Annotated in this window: 18 protein-coding genes; 1 reads left to right on the top strand and 17 read right to left on the bottom strand. The window is 45.2% G+C overall.

All coding sequences use genetic code 11. The features are described 5' to 3' along the window. Positions 1-233: 233 nt before the first annotated feature. From DWW60_RS04495 to DWW60_RS04470, 6 genes are all read right to left on the bottom strand, one after another. Positions 234-1754 (bottom strand): hemoblobin-interacting domain-containing protein, encoded by a 1521-nt coding sequence (locus DWW60_RS04495; RefSeq protein WP_117874474.1) that lies wholly within the window; start codon positions 1752-1754, stop codon positions 234-236. Positions 1755-1871: 117 nt separating this feature from the next. Further along, complete coding sequence (locus DWW60_RS04490) at positions 1872-2873, bottom strand: helix-turn-helix transcriptional regulator (RefSeq protein WP_117874473.1); 1002 nt, start codon at positions 2871-2873, stop codon at positions 1872-1874. 33 nt (positions 2874-2906) lie between these two features. Further along, entirely contained in the window at positions 2907-3419 is a 513-nt protein-coding gene (locus DWW60_RS04485) for a phosphatase PAP2 family protein (protein WP_199414445.1), read from the bottom strand. Beyond that, positions 3419-3760: a phenylpyruvate tautomerase MIF-related protein gene (locus tag DWW60_RS04480; RefSeq protein ID WP_015533597.1), complete on the bottom strand. Its 342-nt coding sequence runs from the start codon at positions 3758-3760 to the stop codon at positions 3419-3421. The genes DWW60_RS04485 and DWW60_RS04480 overlap by 1 nt, the downstream gene beginning before the upstream one ends. Positions 3761-4011: 251 nt before the next feature. Then, positions 4012-6003: an NAD(+) synthase gene (locus DWW60_RS04475; protein ID WP_022216858.1), complete on the bottom strand. Its 1992-nt coding sequence runs from the start codon at positions 6001-6003 to the stop codon at positions 4012-4014. Positions 6004-6312: 309 nt separating this feature from the next. Continuing rightward, a complete protein-coding gene (locus DWW60_RS04470) occupies positions 6313-7188 on the bottom strand; it encodes a phosphoribosylaminoimidazolesuccinocarboxamide synthase (protein WP_015533595.1) in 876 nt (291 codons plus the stop codon). 422 nt (positions 7189-7610) lie between these two features. Here DWW60_RS04470 and nrdD point away from each other — a divergent pair, with 422 nt between their 5' ends. Then, positions 7611-9806: an anaerobic ribonucleoside-triphosphate reductase gene (nrdD, locus tag DWW60_RS04465; protein WP_022216859.1), complete on the top strand. Its 2196-nt coding sequence runs from the start codon at positions 7611-7613 to the stop codon at positions 9804-9806. 121 nt (positions 9807-9927) lie between these two features. Here nrdD and DWW60_RS04460 read toward each other — a convergent pair whose 3' ends face one another. The 11 genes from DWW60_RS04460 to trhA form a co-directional block, all read right to left on the bottom strand. Next, the gene (locus DWW60_RS04460; RefSeq protein ID WP_015533594.1) at positions 9928-10143 is read right to left on the bottom strand and encodes a hypothetical protein; all 216 of its coding nucleotides are present in this window, start codon (positions 10141-10143) and stop codon (positions 9928-9930) included. 12 nt (positions 10144-10155) lie between these two features. Then, positions 10156-10359, bottom strand: a complete 204-nt coding sequence (locus DWW60_RS04455) for a hypothetical protein (protein ID WP_055280430.1) — start codon at positions 10357-10359, stop codon at positions 10156-10158. A 131-nt stretch (positions 10360-10490) separates the two neighbouring features. Then, positions 10491-11933 (bottom strand): DUF6034 family protein, encoded by a 1443-nt coding sequence (locus tag DWW60_RS04450; protein ID WP_117874471.1) that lies wholly within the window; start codon positions 11931-11933, stop codon positions 10491-10493. Between the two features lie 70 nt (positions 11934-12003). After that, the gene (locus DWW60_RS04445; RefSeq protein WP_117874470.1) at positions 12004-12291 is read right to left on the bottom strand and encodes a hypothetical protein; all 288 of its coding nucleotides are present in this window, start codon (positions 12289-12291) and stop codon (positions 12004-12006) included. Between the two features lie 173 nt (positions 12292-12464). Next, positions 12465-12743: a hypothetical protein gene (locus DWW60_RS04440; RefSeq protein WP_015533590.1), complete on the bottom strand. Its 279-nt coding sequence runs from the start codon at positions 12741-12743 to the stop codon at positions 12465-12467. Between the two features lie 46 nt (positions 12744-12789). After that, the gene (locus tag DWW60_RS04435) at positions 12790-13254 is read right to left on the bottom strand and encodes a threonine/serine exporter family protein (RefSeq protein WP_022216862.1); all 465 of its coding nucleotides are present in this window, start codon (positions 13252-13254) and stop codon (positions 12790-12792) included. Between the two features lie 13 nt (positions 13255-13267). Continuing rightward, on the bottom strand, positions 13268-14080 hold the full coding sequence (locus DWW60_RS04430) for a threonine/serine exporter family protein (protein WP_055273240.1): 813 nt from the start codon (positions 14078-14080) through the stop codon (positions 13268-13270). A gap of 42 nt (positions 14081-14122) precedes the next feature. Beyond that, on the bottom strand, positions 14123-14770 hold the full coding sequence (locus DWW60_RS04425) for a DUF6709 family protein (RefSeq protein WP_055273242.1): 648 nt from the start codon (positions 14768-14770) through the stop codon (positions 14123-14125). A gap of 29 nt (positions 14771-14799) precedes the next feature. Then, positions 14800-15543 (bottom strand): tRNA pseudouridine(38-40) synthase TruA, encoded by a 744-nt coding sequence (truA, locus tag DWW60_RS04420; protein ID WP_055222922.1) that lies wholly within the window; start codon positions 15541-15543, stop codon positions 14800-14802. Beyond that, positions 15537-16181, bottom strand: a complete 645-nt coding sequence (locus DWW60_RS04415; protein WP_015533586.1) for a sugar O-acetyltransferase — start codon at positions 16179-16181, stop codon at positions 15537-15539. The genes truA and DWW60_RS04415 overlap by 7 nt, the downstream gene beginning before the upstream one ends. Positions 16182-16550: 369 nt before the next feature. Beyond that, on the bottom strand, positions 16551-17297 hold the full coding sequence (trhA, locus tag DWW60_RS04410) for a PAQR family membrane homeostasis protein TrhA (protein WP_117874469.1): 747 nt from the start codon (positions 17295-17297) through the stop codon (positions 16551-16553). Between the last annotated feature and the right edge of the window lie 12 nt (positions 17298-17309).

Genomic DNA, 17309 nt, shown 5'->3' with positions numbered 1-17309 from the left:
ATGACATGCGATATCTGATCGTCAGCTATGTGTGATTTGACGCAAGTTGCATAAATAGTAATACTTATATTTTTTAATGTCAATAGCATATCCAGGGGAGTTATTTGTGAAATTTCTGTGTATTTAAAGACATATTAAAATAAGGCATATGAACATCTTTTTAGTCCATATGCCTCATTTTATAGAGATCTAATATTTAATTTCCGCTCTAACAGCCATTTCATTCAAAGCCATCAATGGGTCTTGAACCTTTTCTTAACACAAATTCCTGCAACCCCCACTATTGAAACAAACATAAGAATCACATACAACTGCAAGTCTGTACTGTCACCAGTTTTTGGAGATGATTGTGTTGTTTTATCCGTTGTACTTGTCTCCTGTGTTTTATTGGTTGTATCTTTCGAAGGCTCCTGTGTTGTACTGGTTGTGTCTTCCGAAGGCTCCTGTGTTGTACCGGTTGTGTCTTCCGAAGGCTCCTGTGTCCCCGTTGTCTTCTCGTTTACTGTAAAATGAGCTGTCGCTGTTCCGCTCTCAGAGACAATGCCAAGTGTATGCTCACCCTTCGAAAAACCGGCAACATAATCCTCTTTCAATGTTACGATTATACTTCCAGATTCCACCGTATAATTACTCTCATCTATGGTCTTTCCGTCAACCTCAACACGAATAAAATCCCTGTATGCAGCATCAGATGTGAATGATAGTGCATTCTTCGCACCTGCTGTTACTGTCGCTCCGTCTCCCTTGATAATAACAGGGGCAAGTTTCGCAAGCACTGTGTCTTCCTTTTTAATTTCATTTTCTGCTTCTTCATCACTAAAATACTTATTACATTTATCACAGAACCAATATGTGCTGTTTCCTTCTTTTGCAGCAGTAGCAGCTTGCTTTTCTACTTTTTCCATATCGTGACCGGCGTTTTCTGCTGTCCGTACATTTTCCTTTGTTTGAGATTCAAAAGCAGAATTTTCAAATGTCACACTGTATGTAGTTAATTCTGGCAATACGCAGTTCTTTTCCTGTATTACTGTTGCTGTTGTATCTGCTGTCTCACTTTCTACGCCATCACATGCTGTACATTTTCTTTCTGCTGTACAGTGTTGATTGTCTGTGCTCCATGTGTATGTTACATCTCCATAACTATGACCTACTGCCGGAATCTCCGTATAGGTGGTGTAATCACAGTTACTGCAGGTATCGTAAGCTTCCCAACCGTTTGCGGTACAAGTCGCCGCCTGTGCATCGTGATGTACGAGGTCGTGACCCGTAGCTTGGATCGTCTCTGTTTTTATTCTGCCGCATCCAATGCAAGTATACTTTCTCTCCCCCTCTGTTGTGCAGGTTGGAGAAATAGTTATAGTGCCATTATCCCAAATATGTATTCCAACATCGCCCTTTTCTGCGCAGACATTACACTCATGCCAATGATTGTTTTCATCCGAAATCCAGTTTGAGTTCCAATCATGTCCGGGAGGGGTGGATGTTCCTCCGCAGATCGTACAAGTCTGTCCGCTTGTGCAGGTTGCCGTTCCGCTCCACACATGCGCAGAACGCGGATTGCTGATATTAGTGCCACATTCTGTGCAATAAACATGATTCCAATGATATCCAGCGTCTTTATATTCATAAGTTCCGGTTGTACTTACCCATTTACCACAGATGTCGCAATAGGCTCTGCCCGCATATGCCGGTATCCGCAGCAGCATCAGCACCATGCACATAGTGAGCAGGGTAGTCAAAATTCTTCTCTTCATATAGTTTCCTCCCTTAAAAATAAATCTGAGTTTGGTTAGTGATTTCTGTATATAAAGATTTTATCATTTTGACTTCTTCCATGTAATCTCCGTTTCGATACGAAAATGTATATTTTCCTATTTCAGCATATAATTTTTCAGCTCATCCCTCTTATTTATATTCATTTTTTCATAAATCCTGCTCAGATAAGTTTTAACCGTATTGGGTGAAAATCCCAGATAATCTGCAATTTCCTGATTATTCCAATCTCGGCTTGCCAGCATTGCAATCGAGAATTCCACTGTGGATAATGCATCCGTCACTGAATTTCCTGACATAGGATTGTGGATTGACATCCATCCCCTGCTAAAGGCAATGACTTTATCAGATAATTTGTTATATAGTTTTGAATCCTCCTTGCGGATACATGACTCCAGAAGTCCCTGCAGCAAACCATGATGTTCAACGAAAGGTTCCAGAAATTCGTCTTCTTTCGCCACGTTCCACGCCAGCATCAATGCATCTTTTGCTTTCTGCTGATTTTTCAGATTCATCTGACACATTGCAATCATACAATACAGATAGATCATACTAATAGGATATACATCATCCCTGAACATCAATGCTGCCTCGCAAATTCCAAGTGCCCTGCCATACTCGCCTTTTAAATATGCCATGTGAGCTATTACATAGGCAGAAAACAGCTTAATTCCAGGCGGCAATGTTACTGCATAAAGCTCCACATCTGGATGTTTATCCACCGGGAGATGCAAAAGCACAGAGGACATATATCCCGCAAATACACTGACAGCCCTGTCCTCAGCGGATGAAGGATTTTTCGTCTCTTTTTCAAGACATTCCTGAATCTCCCTCAGTCCTTTTCTTGATGCAGTTTCTCTGCCAAGTGTCAGATTAGAGTATACATATAACAGGCAGGATGACATCTTCAATTTTATATTATGGCTCATCAGATAACGTTCTGCTATATGATTGCAATCCTCCGCCTGCCCGGTAAAATAATAGTATTCAGCACGTGCTATCTCCTGAAAATCCCTGTCTTCAAAACTATCTACCATCTTTTTCGCTTCACCCGGCTGAAATGCTGCATTGATCAACGGCAGTATGGTATATTCACTCATAATCGTATCCCTCCAAACCAACGATCCGCCAAATCATTTATCAATCGCTCTAAGTATAAATCCTGCTGCCACTCCAGCTGCCACGCCTACCACTATTCCGCCAATGATATCTGTCGGAAAATGCACATACAGATACATTCTTGAGAACGCTATGAGGATCGCTATCACACAGGATATTGCGCCCAGCAGTTTCTCTCTGCTCATGAACAACGCCGTGACAGCTGCAAATGATGCCGCCGTGTGTCCCGATGGGAAGGAATAATCCTTTGGTTTCTTCACTATCAGATCTGTAAAATTCGCCACATCATACGGTCTTGTTCTGGCAACCAGATTCTTTAACAAGCAGTTGGTTATGAGAAGATCAAGGATAAGTGCGATGGCCATGCACAGCCCTGCCTTCCTCGTCTTTGGAATGATCAGCAACACAGCCGCCATTACTATCCACAGTATTCCCGCATTTCCAAGGGATGTGATCGCCACCATAATCTTGTCAAGCCATGGGGTATGTATATTCTGGAGAGCGTCAAGGACTTCTATCTCCCACATCAGAAATTACCGCCGTTCCAGCCCCAGTCATGTACGCCGTGGTAAGTCACGTACACCGCATTTCCCGGAATTCCAAGCACATCTGCAAATATATCGCAGATCTTTCCTGTCATGGCATCACACGCTTTAGGAGTCACATCACCGAATACGCTGACTTCCACATATGCACCCTTATCAAGTTTCTTTCCGCCCATGAACAGGTCGTATCCATCGTTGATGCCGACCATAAGGTAGCTCTCCGTCTTGTTCATCGTTGTTATCGCCTGACCGAGACTGCTCTTAAGAGTCTCCTTCTGGTCATCACTCATCTTCACTGTAACCTTTGAATCTATAAATGGCATTTCTTTGTCCTCCTAAATTATATTATTCATATAAAATATATACACGACTTTTGTAGACATTTGTCTTTGTATGCTATATTGTGGCAGAATCATAATAGCACTACCAAATCAGGGGAATACGATGCCGCCGGTCCTTAGTTGGCGCAACAGGCGGCACCTTAGTACCGTTGCAGGCTGAGTTAAGCGGGAGCGACCCCTGATTGGTATGCTATTATGATTCTGCCACGTTAATAACTATCCCAGGCAAATGTCTACAAAAAATCCTCAAATTCTATCTCAGACGGCAGTCTCAGATCTCCTCTCGGGCTGACCGACACGGTTCCAACTTTCACACCGTCCGGCATACAGTTCCTCTTGAACTGCTGGCGGAAGAATCTCGTGTAGAATACCTTCTGCCATTTATCGATCTCGCTGTCTGAGAAATTGTACTCGTCACTCTGTCTTACAGCCTCCTTGCACAGCTCATTTACCTCCTCAGGTGACATTCCATATCGCAATGTATAATATAAGAAGAAATCGTGCAGGATGTATGATCCCACGGTGTCCTCCGTCTTCTGCGCGATGGTTCCGTCAGGGTTCGGTGGCAACAGCTCCGGGCTGACCGGTGTGTCTATAATATCGTCTATGATCGGCGCGATGCCCGCAAATCCGTCAACCTCCATGAAGTGTCCGACTTCGTTCACAAGTGAGCGCACCAGCGTCTTTGGTATACTTGTATTCACCGCATACATGCTCATATGGTCGCCGTTGTAGGTGCACCAGCCAAGTGCCAGCTCCGAGAGATCTCCGGTTCCAACCACGAATCCGCCCTCCTTGTTGGCGACATCCATGAGTATCTGTGTTCTCTCCCTCGCCTGACAGTTCTCATAAGTGACGTCATGCACGCTCTCGTCCTGTCCAATATCGGCAAAATGCTGTCTCACCGATGCAGCTATGCTTATCTCTCTGCTGTCACAGCCGAGCAGTCTCATGAGTTCCGTGGAGTTGTTCTTCGTCCTGTTTGTCGTTCCAAATCCCGGCATGGTGATTCCCACGACAGTTGTGGATGGAAGTCCCGCATTCTTCACCGCCTGTGCCGAAACCAGCAGAGCCAGTGTGGAATCAAGTCCACCTGACACTCCCACGACCACACATTTGCAGTGGGTCGCCTCTATCCTTCTCTGAAGTCCGGCAACCTGCATCTTGAATATCGCCATGCACCTCTCAAGCTTATTTCCCGATGGGACAAATGGTGTCATCTTCACCTTCATGAGCACATTCCCTTTGTCCATGAGCGGAGTATCGCACACCACCGTCTCATACTTTCTGAATGCGAAATCACGCTTACAGTCGGCAAATGACTTGTTGGCTATCCTGTCGTGTCTTATCTTGGTAAGACTTATATCCCTGATCAATACTCCGTCCTCAAATGGCTTTACCTCGCCGAGGAGTTTGCCGTTCTCGTACATCAGATTGTGTCCTGAAAATACCAGATCCGATGTGGACTCATACATTCCAGCGGACACATACACATATCCGCACAGGCAGTCCGATGACACACTTCCTATCAGCTTGTGCCTATATGCAGCCTTTCCTATGACCTCATTTGACGCGGAAAGATTGAGTATCACCTCTGCTCCCGCCATGGCGAGAAGTCTTCCCGGCGAAACCGGAGTCCAGGCGTCCTCGCATATCTCTATGCCAAGCTTGACTCTCTGGTCTCCGCTGCCCATCTCTATCATCACATTGTTGCCAAACAGCACTTCACTGCCAACAGCCCTGTCCCCGGCTTTCTTTGAACCGGCATTGTATTCAAGCTCATCTCCATCATCTTCCGGGTCCATGAGATTGACCATCACCGCATCATACTTTCTGGCTGAGAACCATCTCTTCTCGTAGAACTCACCGTAGTTTGGAAGGTAAGTCTTCGGCACGATGGCCACGACTCTTCCGCCCTGCAGGAACGCCGCACAGTTGAACAGCTCTCCGTCCACCTCAAATGGCAGACCGACCACCAGTGCCGACTGACCAGTACATGTAGCCATGGCAAGCTGAAGAAGTCCTCTTCTCGCACCATCTATGAGCTTTCTGTTCTCAAACAGATCCGCACAGGTATATCCCGTGATAGACAGCTCCGGCGTCACTATGACATCCGCAGCATCCTTATACTCTTCATATATGTCCATTATCTCTCTGACATTTCCGCTGACACTTCCGATGTGAACCTTCGGCGTAACGGCTGCCACACGCAGCATATTCTTCATTGTTACCTCCTTGTAAAATCTCATTTGATTTTGCCTTTTCATAACATTTACACTTTACCACCCGGAGACATTTATTTCAACGAAGTTCACAACTTGATGAGTCTCTATTTTCGGTCATTTCCCAGTTCAGGGCTTGTCCGCCGGGTGTCAGATAACTTTTGTTTTTTATCTTTTGGCGAAAATGCTTTAAAAAAAGACTCCCGGACATATCATTGCGCCGGGAGTCTTTTTTCTGCCATGCAGACATCCAGTGACATACGGTTTATCCGCCATCACTCAACACTGCATCTATATATTATAATGTACTGATTACTTTCCAAGTGGCTTGCCTGTGAGCTTCTCATAGCCCTCAAGGTAGATGTCGATGGTCTTCTGTGCGACATCATCAGGAAGCTTCCAGCCCTTGTCAGGATTAGCCTTCAGCCAGTCACGTGCGAACTGCTTGTCAAATGATGGCTGGCCATGACCTGGCTCATATACATCTGCTGGCCAGAATCTTGAGCTGTCAGGTGTAAGCATCTCATCGCCGAGAACGATATTGCCATTCTCATCGAGACCAAACTCAAACTTTGTATCTGCAATGATGATTCCTCTTGTAAGTGCGTACTCTGCACACTTCTTGTAAAGTGTGATGGTGTACTCCTTGAGCTTTGAAGCGTACTCCTCGCCCTTGCCAGGGAAGTACTTCTCAAGGTGAGCAATGCTCTGCTCATATGATATATTCTCATCGTGATCGCCAATCTCGGCCTTTGTTGATGGTGTGTAGATAGGCTCAGGAAGCTTATCAGACTCCTTTAATCCCTCTGGGAGCTTGATTCCACATACTGTGCCGTTCTCCTTGTAGCTTGCCCAGCCGCTTCCTGTGATGTATCCACGAACGATACACTCGATTGGAAGCATCTCAAGCTTTCTGCACATCATGCTGTTGCCGTCGAACTTCTCCTGCTGGAAGAACTCAGGCATATCCTTTACATCAACTGAGATCATGTGGTTAGGAAGAATGTCCTGTGTCATGTCAAACCAGAACTTTGACATCTGTGTCAGAACTGTTCCCTTCTTGGAAATTACATTGTCGAGGATGACATCGAAGCAGCTTATACGGTCTGTAGCTACCATGATCAGGCTGTCTCCATTGTCATAAATCTCACGTACCTTACCTTCTTTGATTGGCTTTAATTCCTGCATTTTTTTATCTCCTTGATATTTGTATTAATACCTGTTAGAAATTGTATCCATATAAGTGTGTATCACTTTTTATGGTTGCTTGTCAAGGCTTTGGAAGCCCTCAAAAATTTTTTCTCAAAATTTGTCAAGGTTTATGCGCCTCACGGGATTTTTATTGTGTAAAAGCACATTTTTCATCTTTACAATGTTATTTGTGATGGCTATAATAACAGAGCACAATATCTAGTGGGTGTTTCACATTATCTCCACCAAATATATTGTGTTTACATATTTTTTCTTTATAAATAATTCCATGCGGCACAGGCAGCCGCATCTACTATATTACGTCGAACCAGACCTGATTGGCCTGATTTCAGTTAACTTGAATGATTGGAATATTACGATTAAATTTACCATTGAATTGGAAGAGGGAGGCTATTGCTGTGTCAGAGGAAGCTAAAACACACGTACACGTAATCAAAAGGAATGGAGAAGAGGTGACATTTGACCTGTCAAAGATCGAGAATGCCATCAAAGCTGCCAACAATGAGGTTGACAAACTCCACCAGCTCAACGAATATCAGGTTCACGCCATCGCGGACAACCTGGAGAAACAGATAGAATCAATGTCCCACGCAGTTCACGTGGAGGACATTCAGGATATGGTCGAGACCGGTATCATGGAGATGAGAGGATATGAGGTTGCACAGAAATATGTGCGTTACCGTTACAAGAGAGAGCTCGCACGTAAGTCCAACACCACGGACAACGGAATCCTTGCGCTCATAGACCATATGAACGAGGAAGTCAATCAGGAAAACTCCAACAAGAATCCGGTGATCAACTCGACACAGCGTGACTACATGGCCGGTGAGGTATCCAAAGATCTGACCAAGAGAATGCTTCTGCCTGAGGATATAGTTGAGGCACATGAGGCCGGAATCATACATTTCCATGATTCTGACTACTACGCTCAGAAGGAGCACAACTGTGACCTCATCAACCTTGAGGATATGTTGCAGAACGGAACAGTGATAAGTGAGACCATGATCGAGAAGCCGCACAGCTTCTTCACGGCATGCAACGTCACCACGCAGATCGTGGCACAGGTTGCCAGCAACCAGTACGGCGGACAGACATTTACCCTGTCCCATCTGGCACCATTTGTGGATGTGAGCAGGAAGAAGCTCCGTGCACAGGTCATCGAGGAGCGCAAGGACTGTGGCGAATCCCTTGATGATGCCATTATCGACAAGATAACAGAGAAGAGACTTCTGAACGAGGTCAAAAGTGGAATACAGACTATACAGTACCAGCTCATCACCCTGATGACATGTAACGGACAGGCACCATTTGTCACCATGTTCATGTACCTGGATGAGGTTCCTGAGGGACAGACAAGGGATGACCTGGCGCTCATCATAGAGGAGGTCCTGAATCAGAGGATCAAGGGAGTTAAGAACGAGAAGGGAATCTGGATCACTCCGGCATTTCCTAAGCTCATATATGTTCTGGACGAGGACAACATCACCACAGATTCCAAATACTGGTATCTGACCGAGCTTGCCGCCAAATGCACCGCAAAACGTATGGTTCCTGACTACATCTCCGCCAAAGTCATGAGAGAGATGAAGGACGGCGACGTATATCCATGCATGGGCTGCAGATCATTTCCTACAAAGGAGGACGGCATCAGGAATCCTGATGGATCCCGCAAATATTACGGACGTTTTAACCAGGGCGTCGTGACCATCAATCTTGTTGATGTGGCATGTTCATCATACGGCGACATGGACAAATTCTGGAAGATCCTGGACGAGCGTCTTGAGCTTTGTCACAAGGCACTCAGATGCAGACATGAAAGACTGCTTGGAACCATATCAGATGTCGCTCCTATACTGTGGCAGCACGGTGCGCTGGCAAGACTTAAGAAAGGCGAGAAGATTGACAAGCTGCTCTTCGGCGGCTACTCAACTATTTCCCTTGGCTATGCCGGTCTCTGCGAAATGTGTGTCCGTATGATCGGCAAAACACATACATCCGAGGAAGGCAAGAAATTTGCGCTCGCTGTAATGCAGAAGCTCAACGACAAATGTGCTGAGTGGAAGGCTGCTGAGAATATCAGCTATTCCGTATACGGAACACCTATGGAGTCCACTACTTATAAATTTGCCAAGAATCTGCAGAAGCGTTTCGGCATCATCCCGGGCGTAACAGACAAGAATTACATAACCAACAGCTATCACGTACATGTAACCGAACACATAGACGCCTTCAGCAAGCTGAAGTTTGAGTCAGAATTCCAGAAGCTGTCACCGGGCGGCGCCATCAGCTATGTTGAGGTTCCAAACCTCCAGAATAACATAGACGCAGTCCTTGAAGTCATGAAGTTCATATACGACAACATTCTCTATGCAGAGCTCAACACCAAGAGCGACTACTGTGAGAAATGTGGCTATGACGGCGAGATCAAGATCGTGACAGACGATTATGGCAAGTTGGTGTGGGAGTGCCCTAACTGCGGCAACCGCGACCAAAACACTCTCTTCGTTGCAAGACGTACCTGCGGTTATATCGGAACCCAGTTCTGGAATCAGGGACGTACACAGGAGATCAAGGACAGAGTCCTTCACCTGTAGAATTAGTCAGCTTAAAACTGATACTTTCAAATAAAAATACAGACAGCACAATTGTGAATGAAGTGACCTCAAAAAACAATTGACTGTCTGTATTTTTATTACTTTCTTATAACTACAATATCTAGCATACCCTCATGTAAGCGGCATCATCTGCAAAATCCGGCTGATCCGAAACAAACTTTATAACATCTGCGGATTTTACGCCTGGATTTCTTTTGATATAAGCAGTGAGCATTTCTAATCTTGCTGCATTCTTCTGAGCATAATGCTCCATAGCCGAGACAAACTCAAAATAAGAATCATCTATATTGTTGAGCAGTTTTCTTAATTCTTCCATAACTACGCCCCCTTACATTTCTATTCTCATATATATATTATAGTTATCATATCCATGATTCTCAAAATAATACCAATATGGTTTATTATCTATTCCATACGAAATATGTACTGCGTATGTTTTTCCTTCGTATTTACTATAATTCGTATTTATTTCTCTGCAGATTTTTGCATATTCTGCCCTATCCAAGATAAATGTATTATAAACAAATCTCACAACTTCTCCTATCATTCATAATATCATCTGCACATAAATTACACAAGCTAACACCAAAACATATTATATACCCTAATTTGTGATAATTAATGCAAATGTAATTTTTGATAGATTTAGATGTAATAATCCGTTTAATACGTCTCCCACAACTTCATCTTCTTGGCATTATCCACTATGTCAATGCAGCTTCCGTCAATTGCATTTATACATATAATCTGGGATATCTCCCCTACCGTGTCCTGTCCCCGGAGCTCCTCGCTCTGTGTAAATATCCATGCAGGAATGTAGCAGAGCTTTCCATCGTCATCTGCTGTCGCCATGTATCTGAGTGCCACGTTGTTGAACTGAACCTTGCCATATCTGGTCTGGTATTTCTCATAATATGTTGCAATGCCCTCATTTGCCTTTGCGATCATGTCGTTCCAGCTCATGAGTTCCACATCCTCCGCCTGCAGGGATGAAGGATCTGTGTAAAGCTGGGCAAACATATCTACAACTCCATCATCATCAATATTTAATGTTACACTGTCACCAGGCTCAAACATATAGCCATTCTGTGTCTGGAGATTGTCAACGTTATTTAATTCGCCCTCTCTCTCCTTTGCTCCGTATATAGACCTGCTGAGCGTTACCGAGTATCCACTCACCTTGGTCTGCTTTACCTCGCCATTGTCATCCGACCATATTCTGGCAAGCGGCTCTGTCTTTGTACTCTCCATACCGTCTATCCCCATCTTTGAGAGGAAATTCATCGCTTGGGATACGGCATCGTTCTCCGTGAGTTTGCTCTCATTTGTGACATTGGTCAGATCTATGTCTGTGGCATTGCTGATGCCTGTCACATAGGTGTATGTTGCGCCGTTCACACCATCCAAAAGCTTGTTTTCCTCACTCTCGGATTTGTAAAATGATATATACACACCTGCGTCTGTATTGTCATCCTCACCGCCATACTGTGATATACTCACCGTATATTCCTTGTCTCCATATTTGCCTGTATACGATGAATACGGATCATCATAATTCTCCAGCAAAGGAAGTGAATCCGGTGCATCTGCCATCTGCTTCTTGTATGTCTCTATCTGGGTATCATACCAGGCATCCGACGAATCATCCCCCTGACCCTGAGCCTCCTTCTTGAACTTCTCTGTACTCTCTATCATACTCTTCAGCTCATCCTTGGTCTGCACTCCATCCTTGCGGATATATATGCCCTGGGACTTGTCCAGGAGTCCCTCGACAATGCTCTGTATCTGTGCAGCATCAAGCTTCATAGTGCTGTAATATACCCTCTTCATGGAATCCGTATCAGGAATATCTATCGAACCGGAACAGCTTATCTCTGACAAGCCCGAATTGCCCACATCAAATGTCTCATCACACTTCTCCGGGATTCCCAGACTCTTTGCAAGGCTGCCACCCGCATCGTTACTGCCATCATCACTGTATCCACTTGCCGAACCCGACTCTCCATCCAATGTATAATCAACCTTTTTATTTCCACATCCTGTCATCTGCATCGCCATCACTCCTGCCAGCACACATGCCGCTATTCTTGTCGCTCTCTTTCTCATGATTATCTTCCTCCTTGTCATTTCGCAAATATTCATATATTAGACATTTCACCTGACCATATCAGCACATTTATTTTGATATGGTTTTTGTTCCTGCCCCAGTCTCCGGGTCTGTTCCGTACCATGTCTCAAGACATTTTGCAGTCTCAATTATATCTACACAGCTTCCATCCACTGCGTTTATGTACACAAGCTGCACTATATTATCGTATGCGCCATGCTCCTCCTCAATGGAATCACCATATATGTATTCTGTCCTGTCCTCATCACCGCTCGACCTGTTCTCACAGCCACACATGCCACATACGGCAAGTACAGACATGACCAGCGCAGTTTTCCGCCACGAATTTCCTGACATTTTCTGCCTCCCTTCACATTAAACTTCAGAAATGTCTCTGCTCATAATGTATTGTAAAATGGGTGTACATTAAGAAACAATTGCCGGGAACTTTAAGATATTCTTAAGACGAAAAAATCCCTTCCGTATGATGTACCTAATCATACGGAAGGGATCTGTAATCCACATTATATTTAGAATTTGAAAAACATCAGCAGGAGTATGATTCCCACAAGCGTGAGTGCCGCTCCCACCAGAAAGGCTATCTTAAACCACTTCTCATCACCTGTCACCCTGTCAAATGTATCATCCTCAACCTCAACAAAGCTGAGTGCCGTCATGGTCATAAGCCCAAGTCCGGTAAAAATCGCAGATGAAGCAGGTATCCTTATGGCCGGTATAACCCACAATATAAAATATACTACATCACATCCAAGCAATATAAACAGCTTTTTTCCATACTTCTCAAGCATAACCCTCGATCTCCTTAATATAACACTTAACCTGTATCATAACACCTTATATGTGTTTACTCAAGCTTTCCGCCTTTTTGTTCTTAAGCCTCCTTATTATGTCATCACATCCACAGACTGCACTTATTCCCACCGCAATCCCAAGCACGAACAGCATTGTGGAATTGCCATATGCGCTTGCGGCCTTCCAGTCTGAATCAAATGCCGCGCTCAGTGTGTAATAGAGCGGAGCCCCCGGCAGAAGCGGGATAAGTCCGACTATGAGATACTGATTTGCTGGTGCTTTCATGATCCTTGCCGCTATCTCAGCATATATGGCAGCCCACAGGCTTGCCGCAAGAGATGGGATAAATACGTCATCTATGATATTTCTGACCAGAATGTATACTATCCATGTGCACATTCCATTGACCGCCGCCGGTATCACATTTCTCTTTCCTAGATTGAACATAAAAGCAAATCCCAGCGAACCTAATAGAGCAGTGACAACCTGTATGATCGTTTGCTGCACTTGTCTGCACCTCCTAAATCGTGATAAATACCGCCAGTGCAAATCCGCAGGCTATGCCTGCCGCCCACAGCACTGACTCAACCAGTCTCAGGCTTCCAGTTATCGTATCACCGACAAACATGTCCTTCACTGCATTTGTCAGCGCAAGTCCCGGGATCAGCAGCATTATATCTCCTATCATGACCTTGTCCTCATGTATTGGAAGCACGTGCCCCGCCAGTCCTATCAATACACCCGTGGCAAATGAGCACAGGAAATTAAACAGTATGTTGTTGGTACATATCGGGGCGAAATACATCTGCATCAGCCATATCCCCACAGCAAATGCCGCCGCCATAGCTCCATCAAGTATGGTTCCGCCGAAGAATACCGCAAGCGCTCCCGCCGCCAGCACGCTTCCCACGCACACCCGGAATCTCGGCGCTGATGCCTGCTCTATCTCTTCAATTCGTTCTTTCAGGCCCTCAGTGGCTAGTGGCTGTCTGCAATACTCTCTGCTCAGGGCATTTATCCGCTCCAGCTTCCAGAAGTCCGTCTTTGTCCCATCCCTGGTTCCTCTGGTCATGGAGCACACCGATCCATCCGGCATGTTCATGGTACATACCAGAGTGGATGTAATAGCAAATACGTCCATACGCTCTGCTCCATAAGCAGCTCCCATTCGTCTGAGTGTATCCTCCACTCTCTTCACCTCCGAGCCATTCCGGATCATCATGGCTCCCACATCCATGAACAGGCCGAGCATTTTCACATCCTCCGGACTTCCCTGAGGCATATCCCGCAGCTTCTCCATTCCGCTGTGCCTGTCAATATCCGCCATACCCATATGCCACCATCCTTTTTGTACAGATATACCTCATGCCATTATCTATCTCATTGGAACCTGCTGGAAGTACTGGTGTCTTCTCTCATCCACCATTTTCTCCAGTTCCTTCTGATTGTGGTTATATATCTTATTTATCTCATCGTTGTATCCTATTATTATGTATGGAACCATGCTTTCTATGTATGCAAGGGTGTCATCACAGTCCTTCTCCTTCCTCATCGGAAGCGCCATTCCGCTGCCATCATTCAGCCTGACCTCGATCTGGTAAGACTTACCCGCCTTAATTCCGTACACTTTGTTCTGGTTTATGAGCTTATATACCCACATAAGCTCCCTGGTCTCGGCAAAATTCACCGTGTCACCCTTGATATACATGAAGAACTCGTTATTTAATCTGAGGCCATTCACTGCAGCACCTGATCTGTAAAACTGCTCTATCCTCTCCATCTCATATTCAGGATTTGGCTTCTTCTTGCAGTAATCCAGTACGTCTCTTATGTTGCTCTGCCTTATTGCCAGGGATACAAACCATGCCGCAAATGCGAGGAACATCGCGGATCCAAGCCCTATCCATATCGATCCTTCATCTACCCCCATTGCTGCAGCAACACCGGAGATTCCGATTGCTGCAAATATCACTGCTCCAATAATACATTTTATCCTGTACTTTGTTCCAAGCTTCTTTATCATCTGTTTTAACCCCATTTTCTTAATTGTATTCAGTCATATTCCACCTTCATCAGGCAAAGTCCATGTGGAGGCGCCGTAGGCCCCGCCAGCTGCCTGTCCATCCCGGCTATGATCTCAGGAATATGCTCCGCACTCATATTCCCATATCCAACATCTACCAGTGTTCCGGTCAGTATCCTCACCATGTTCTGCAAAAAGCCATTTCCATGGAATCTCATGTGGACGTAGTCTCCCTCCTTGACTATATCCACATCGTATATGGTTCTGACCGTGGATTTCTTCATCTTATTGTTGCCACAAAAAGATCTGAAATCATGCTTTCCGACAAGATACGATGCAGCCTTTTTCATCACATCCACATCAAGTGCACTGCCCTGCGGCACACACCACACATAATTTCTGTCAAATACAGGTTTCTCAGCACCTACATACAGCGTGTATTCGTAGACTTTACCGGTTGCATTCAACCTTGCATGAAACCTGTCCCCGGCCACAGCAACATCAAGCGCGCAGATATCCGCAGGCAGATATCTGTTCAGATAATCTTTTATCTCTTCCGGAGTCTTATCTGTTTCTAGCCTTCCGTTCGCCACCATGGCTCTGGCATGCACTCCCGCATCAGTCCTGCCTGCACCATGGATGTCGACCTTTGCGTCGACCATCCTGGTGAGGACCGCCTCTATTCGCCCCTCCACTGTATCCGCATTTGTCTTGCTCTCCCAGCCGTGATAACGTGTGCCATCATAGCTGAAAGTAAATCTGTAATTTACCATATGTCCTCTCCAGGGACCTGCTCGCCTGTGTCTGCCTCAAATTCCTTTACCTGTTCAAGCCAATATTGCTTATCTTTTTCTGTTATCGGTCTTATGACTTTACATGGATTTCCAGCAGCTATCACACCATCCGGAATATCCTTTGTGACAACCGCCCCTGAGCCTATGACAACATTTGAACCTATGGTCACACCCGGATTGATGACCGTATTGCCGCCGATCCATACATTATCGCCTATTGTGACCGGCTTGCCAAGCTCCACACCGGCATTTCTGATCATCGCATCTATCGGATGACTTGCGCAATATATATTGACCCTTGGTCCCAGAAATGCATGATCTCCAATGACGACGTCACACTGATCCAGGACTATCAGCCCTGTATTTGCATAGAAATAGTCTCCCACATGTATATTTGTTCCATAGTCGCAGTAAAATGGCGGCTCTATGTAACACTCCTTTCCCATGTGTGCGAATAATTTTCCAAGATACTCGCCGGTTCTTGTCATTGTCTCAGACCTCGGAGCACCATTGAACTTATCAACCAGATCCTTCGCCTTCCCCTCTGGATCCCAGTCCACACATTTATATAACTTGCCAGCTTTCATTCTGCCAAACATTTTCTCTACTCTATCCATAGAATTTTCTCCTCGTATTATAATATTTACTCATCATGTTTATATCTGACTAAAAGATACCATTCTTTATGGCTGCAATCAACCGCAAATATAATTACTCGTAAATCGAATCCAATATAAGCAATAAACTTCTATCGGTAACAGAAAAACTGCTCTCCAGATATTATAATAAGCCGCGTGCCTGTATTCTGAATCGATAGCGTAATCGACTGAACTTCAGCGCTTATTGCCGGAGCGGCGCGCACAAACGCCCTTATCGTGCGCAGAGCGCAGTGCAAATATAAGCAAGCTGAAGTGACGGAAGATTAGTGTGATTCAGAATACAGGCACACGGCTTATTATGTCTGGAGAGCATTTTTTCGTCCGTCCTCAATACACATAAAGGTACATCCCAAACCAATGCAGCGCAGCCCCCAGCATCACAAAGATATGCCAGATAAAGTGCGCCCCCTTGGTGTCCTTCACAAATGGAATCATGCCAAGCGTATAGACAATACCACCGCCCACGATCCATCCCAGAAGCGGCTTGTCATTTCTGAACCAGCCCGGAATGAACATGATAGCACTCCATCCGATAACGAAGTACAGCGTATAGTGTATCGGTCTGAACCTGCCCGGTCCGAACACACATATGATGGTGATCCCCGCTATTATGAGCGCCCACTGCACACAGAACAACACTATTCCAAGCACATTTCCCCAGTACACAAGGTACAGCGGAGCAAATGTTCCGCCTATCAGCAGATATATCGAGGAATAGTCAAATCTTCTCCAGAGCCGCTTGACTGCCAGACCGGATTTGTATGAGTGATACAGACAGCTCATGAGAAACATCAATATCAGTGATATTCCATAAAAACACGATGCCATCACTTTGAGTCCTGTGTCTGACTTCAGGAGAAGAAGGACAAAGCCGGCTATGGCAAGCCCTGCTCCTATTCCGTGGGTAACAGCATTTCCCACCTCCTCGAGAACGGTGAGCTTTGGCGGCTCATTCAGTTCCCTGTAGTGCTGCCTTTTTGCTCTTTTTGCCTCTTTCTTCTCTTCTTTGCTTTTCTCTTTGTCCAGTTCAGCTTTCTGCTGACTGCTCATGTCTGAATTCTTGATTTGTGCCATATTTTAATTTTG

It is taken from the genome of Coprococcus sp. AF16-22 (genome assembly GCF_003461545.1).
Lineage (GTDB): Bacteria > Bacillota > Clostridia > Lachnospirales > Lachnospiraceae > Coprococcus > Coprococcus aceti.
This window is presented reverse-complemented; position numbering and strand designations above follow the sequence as displayed.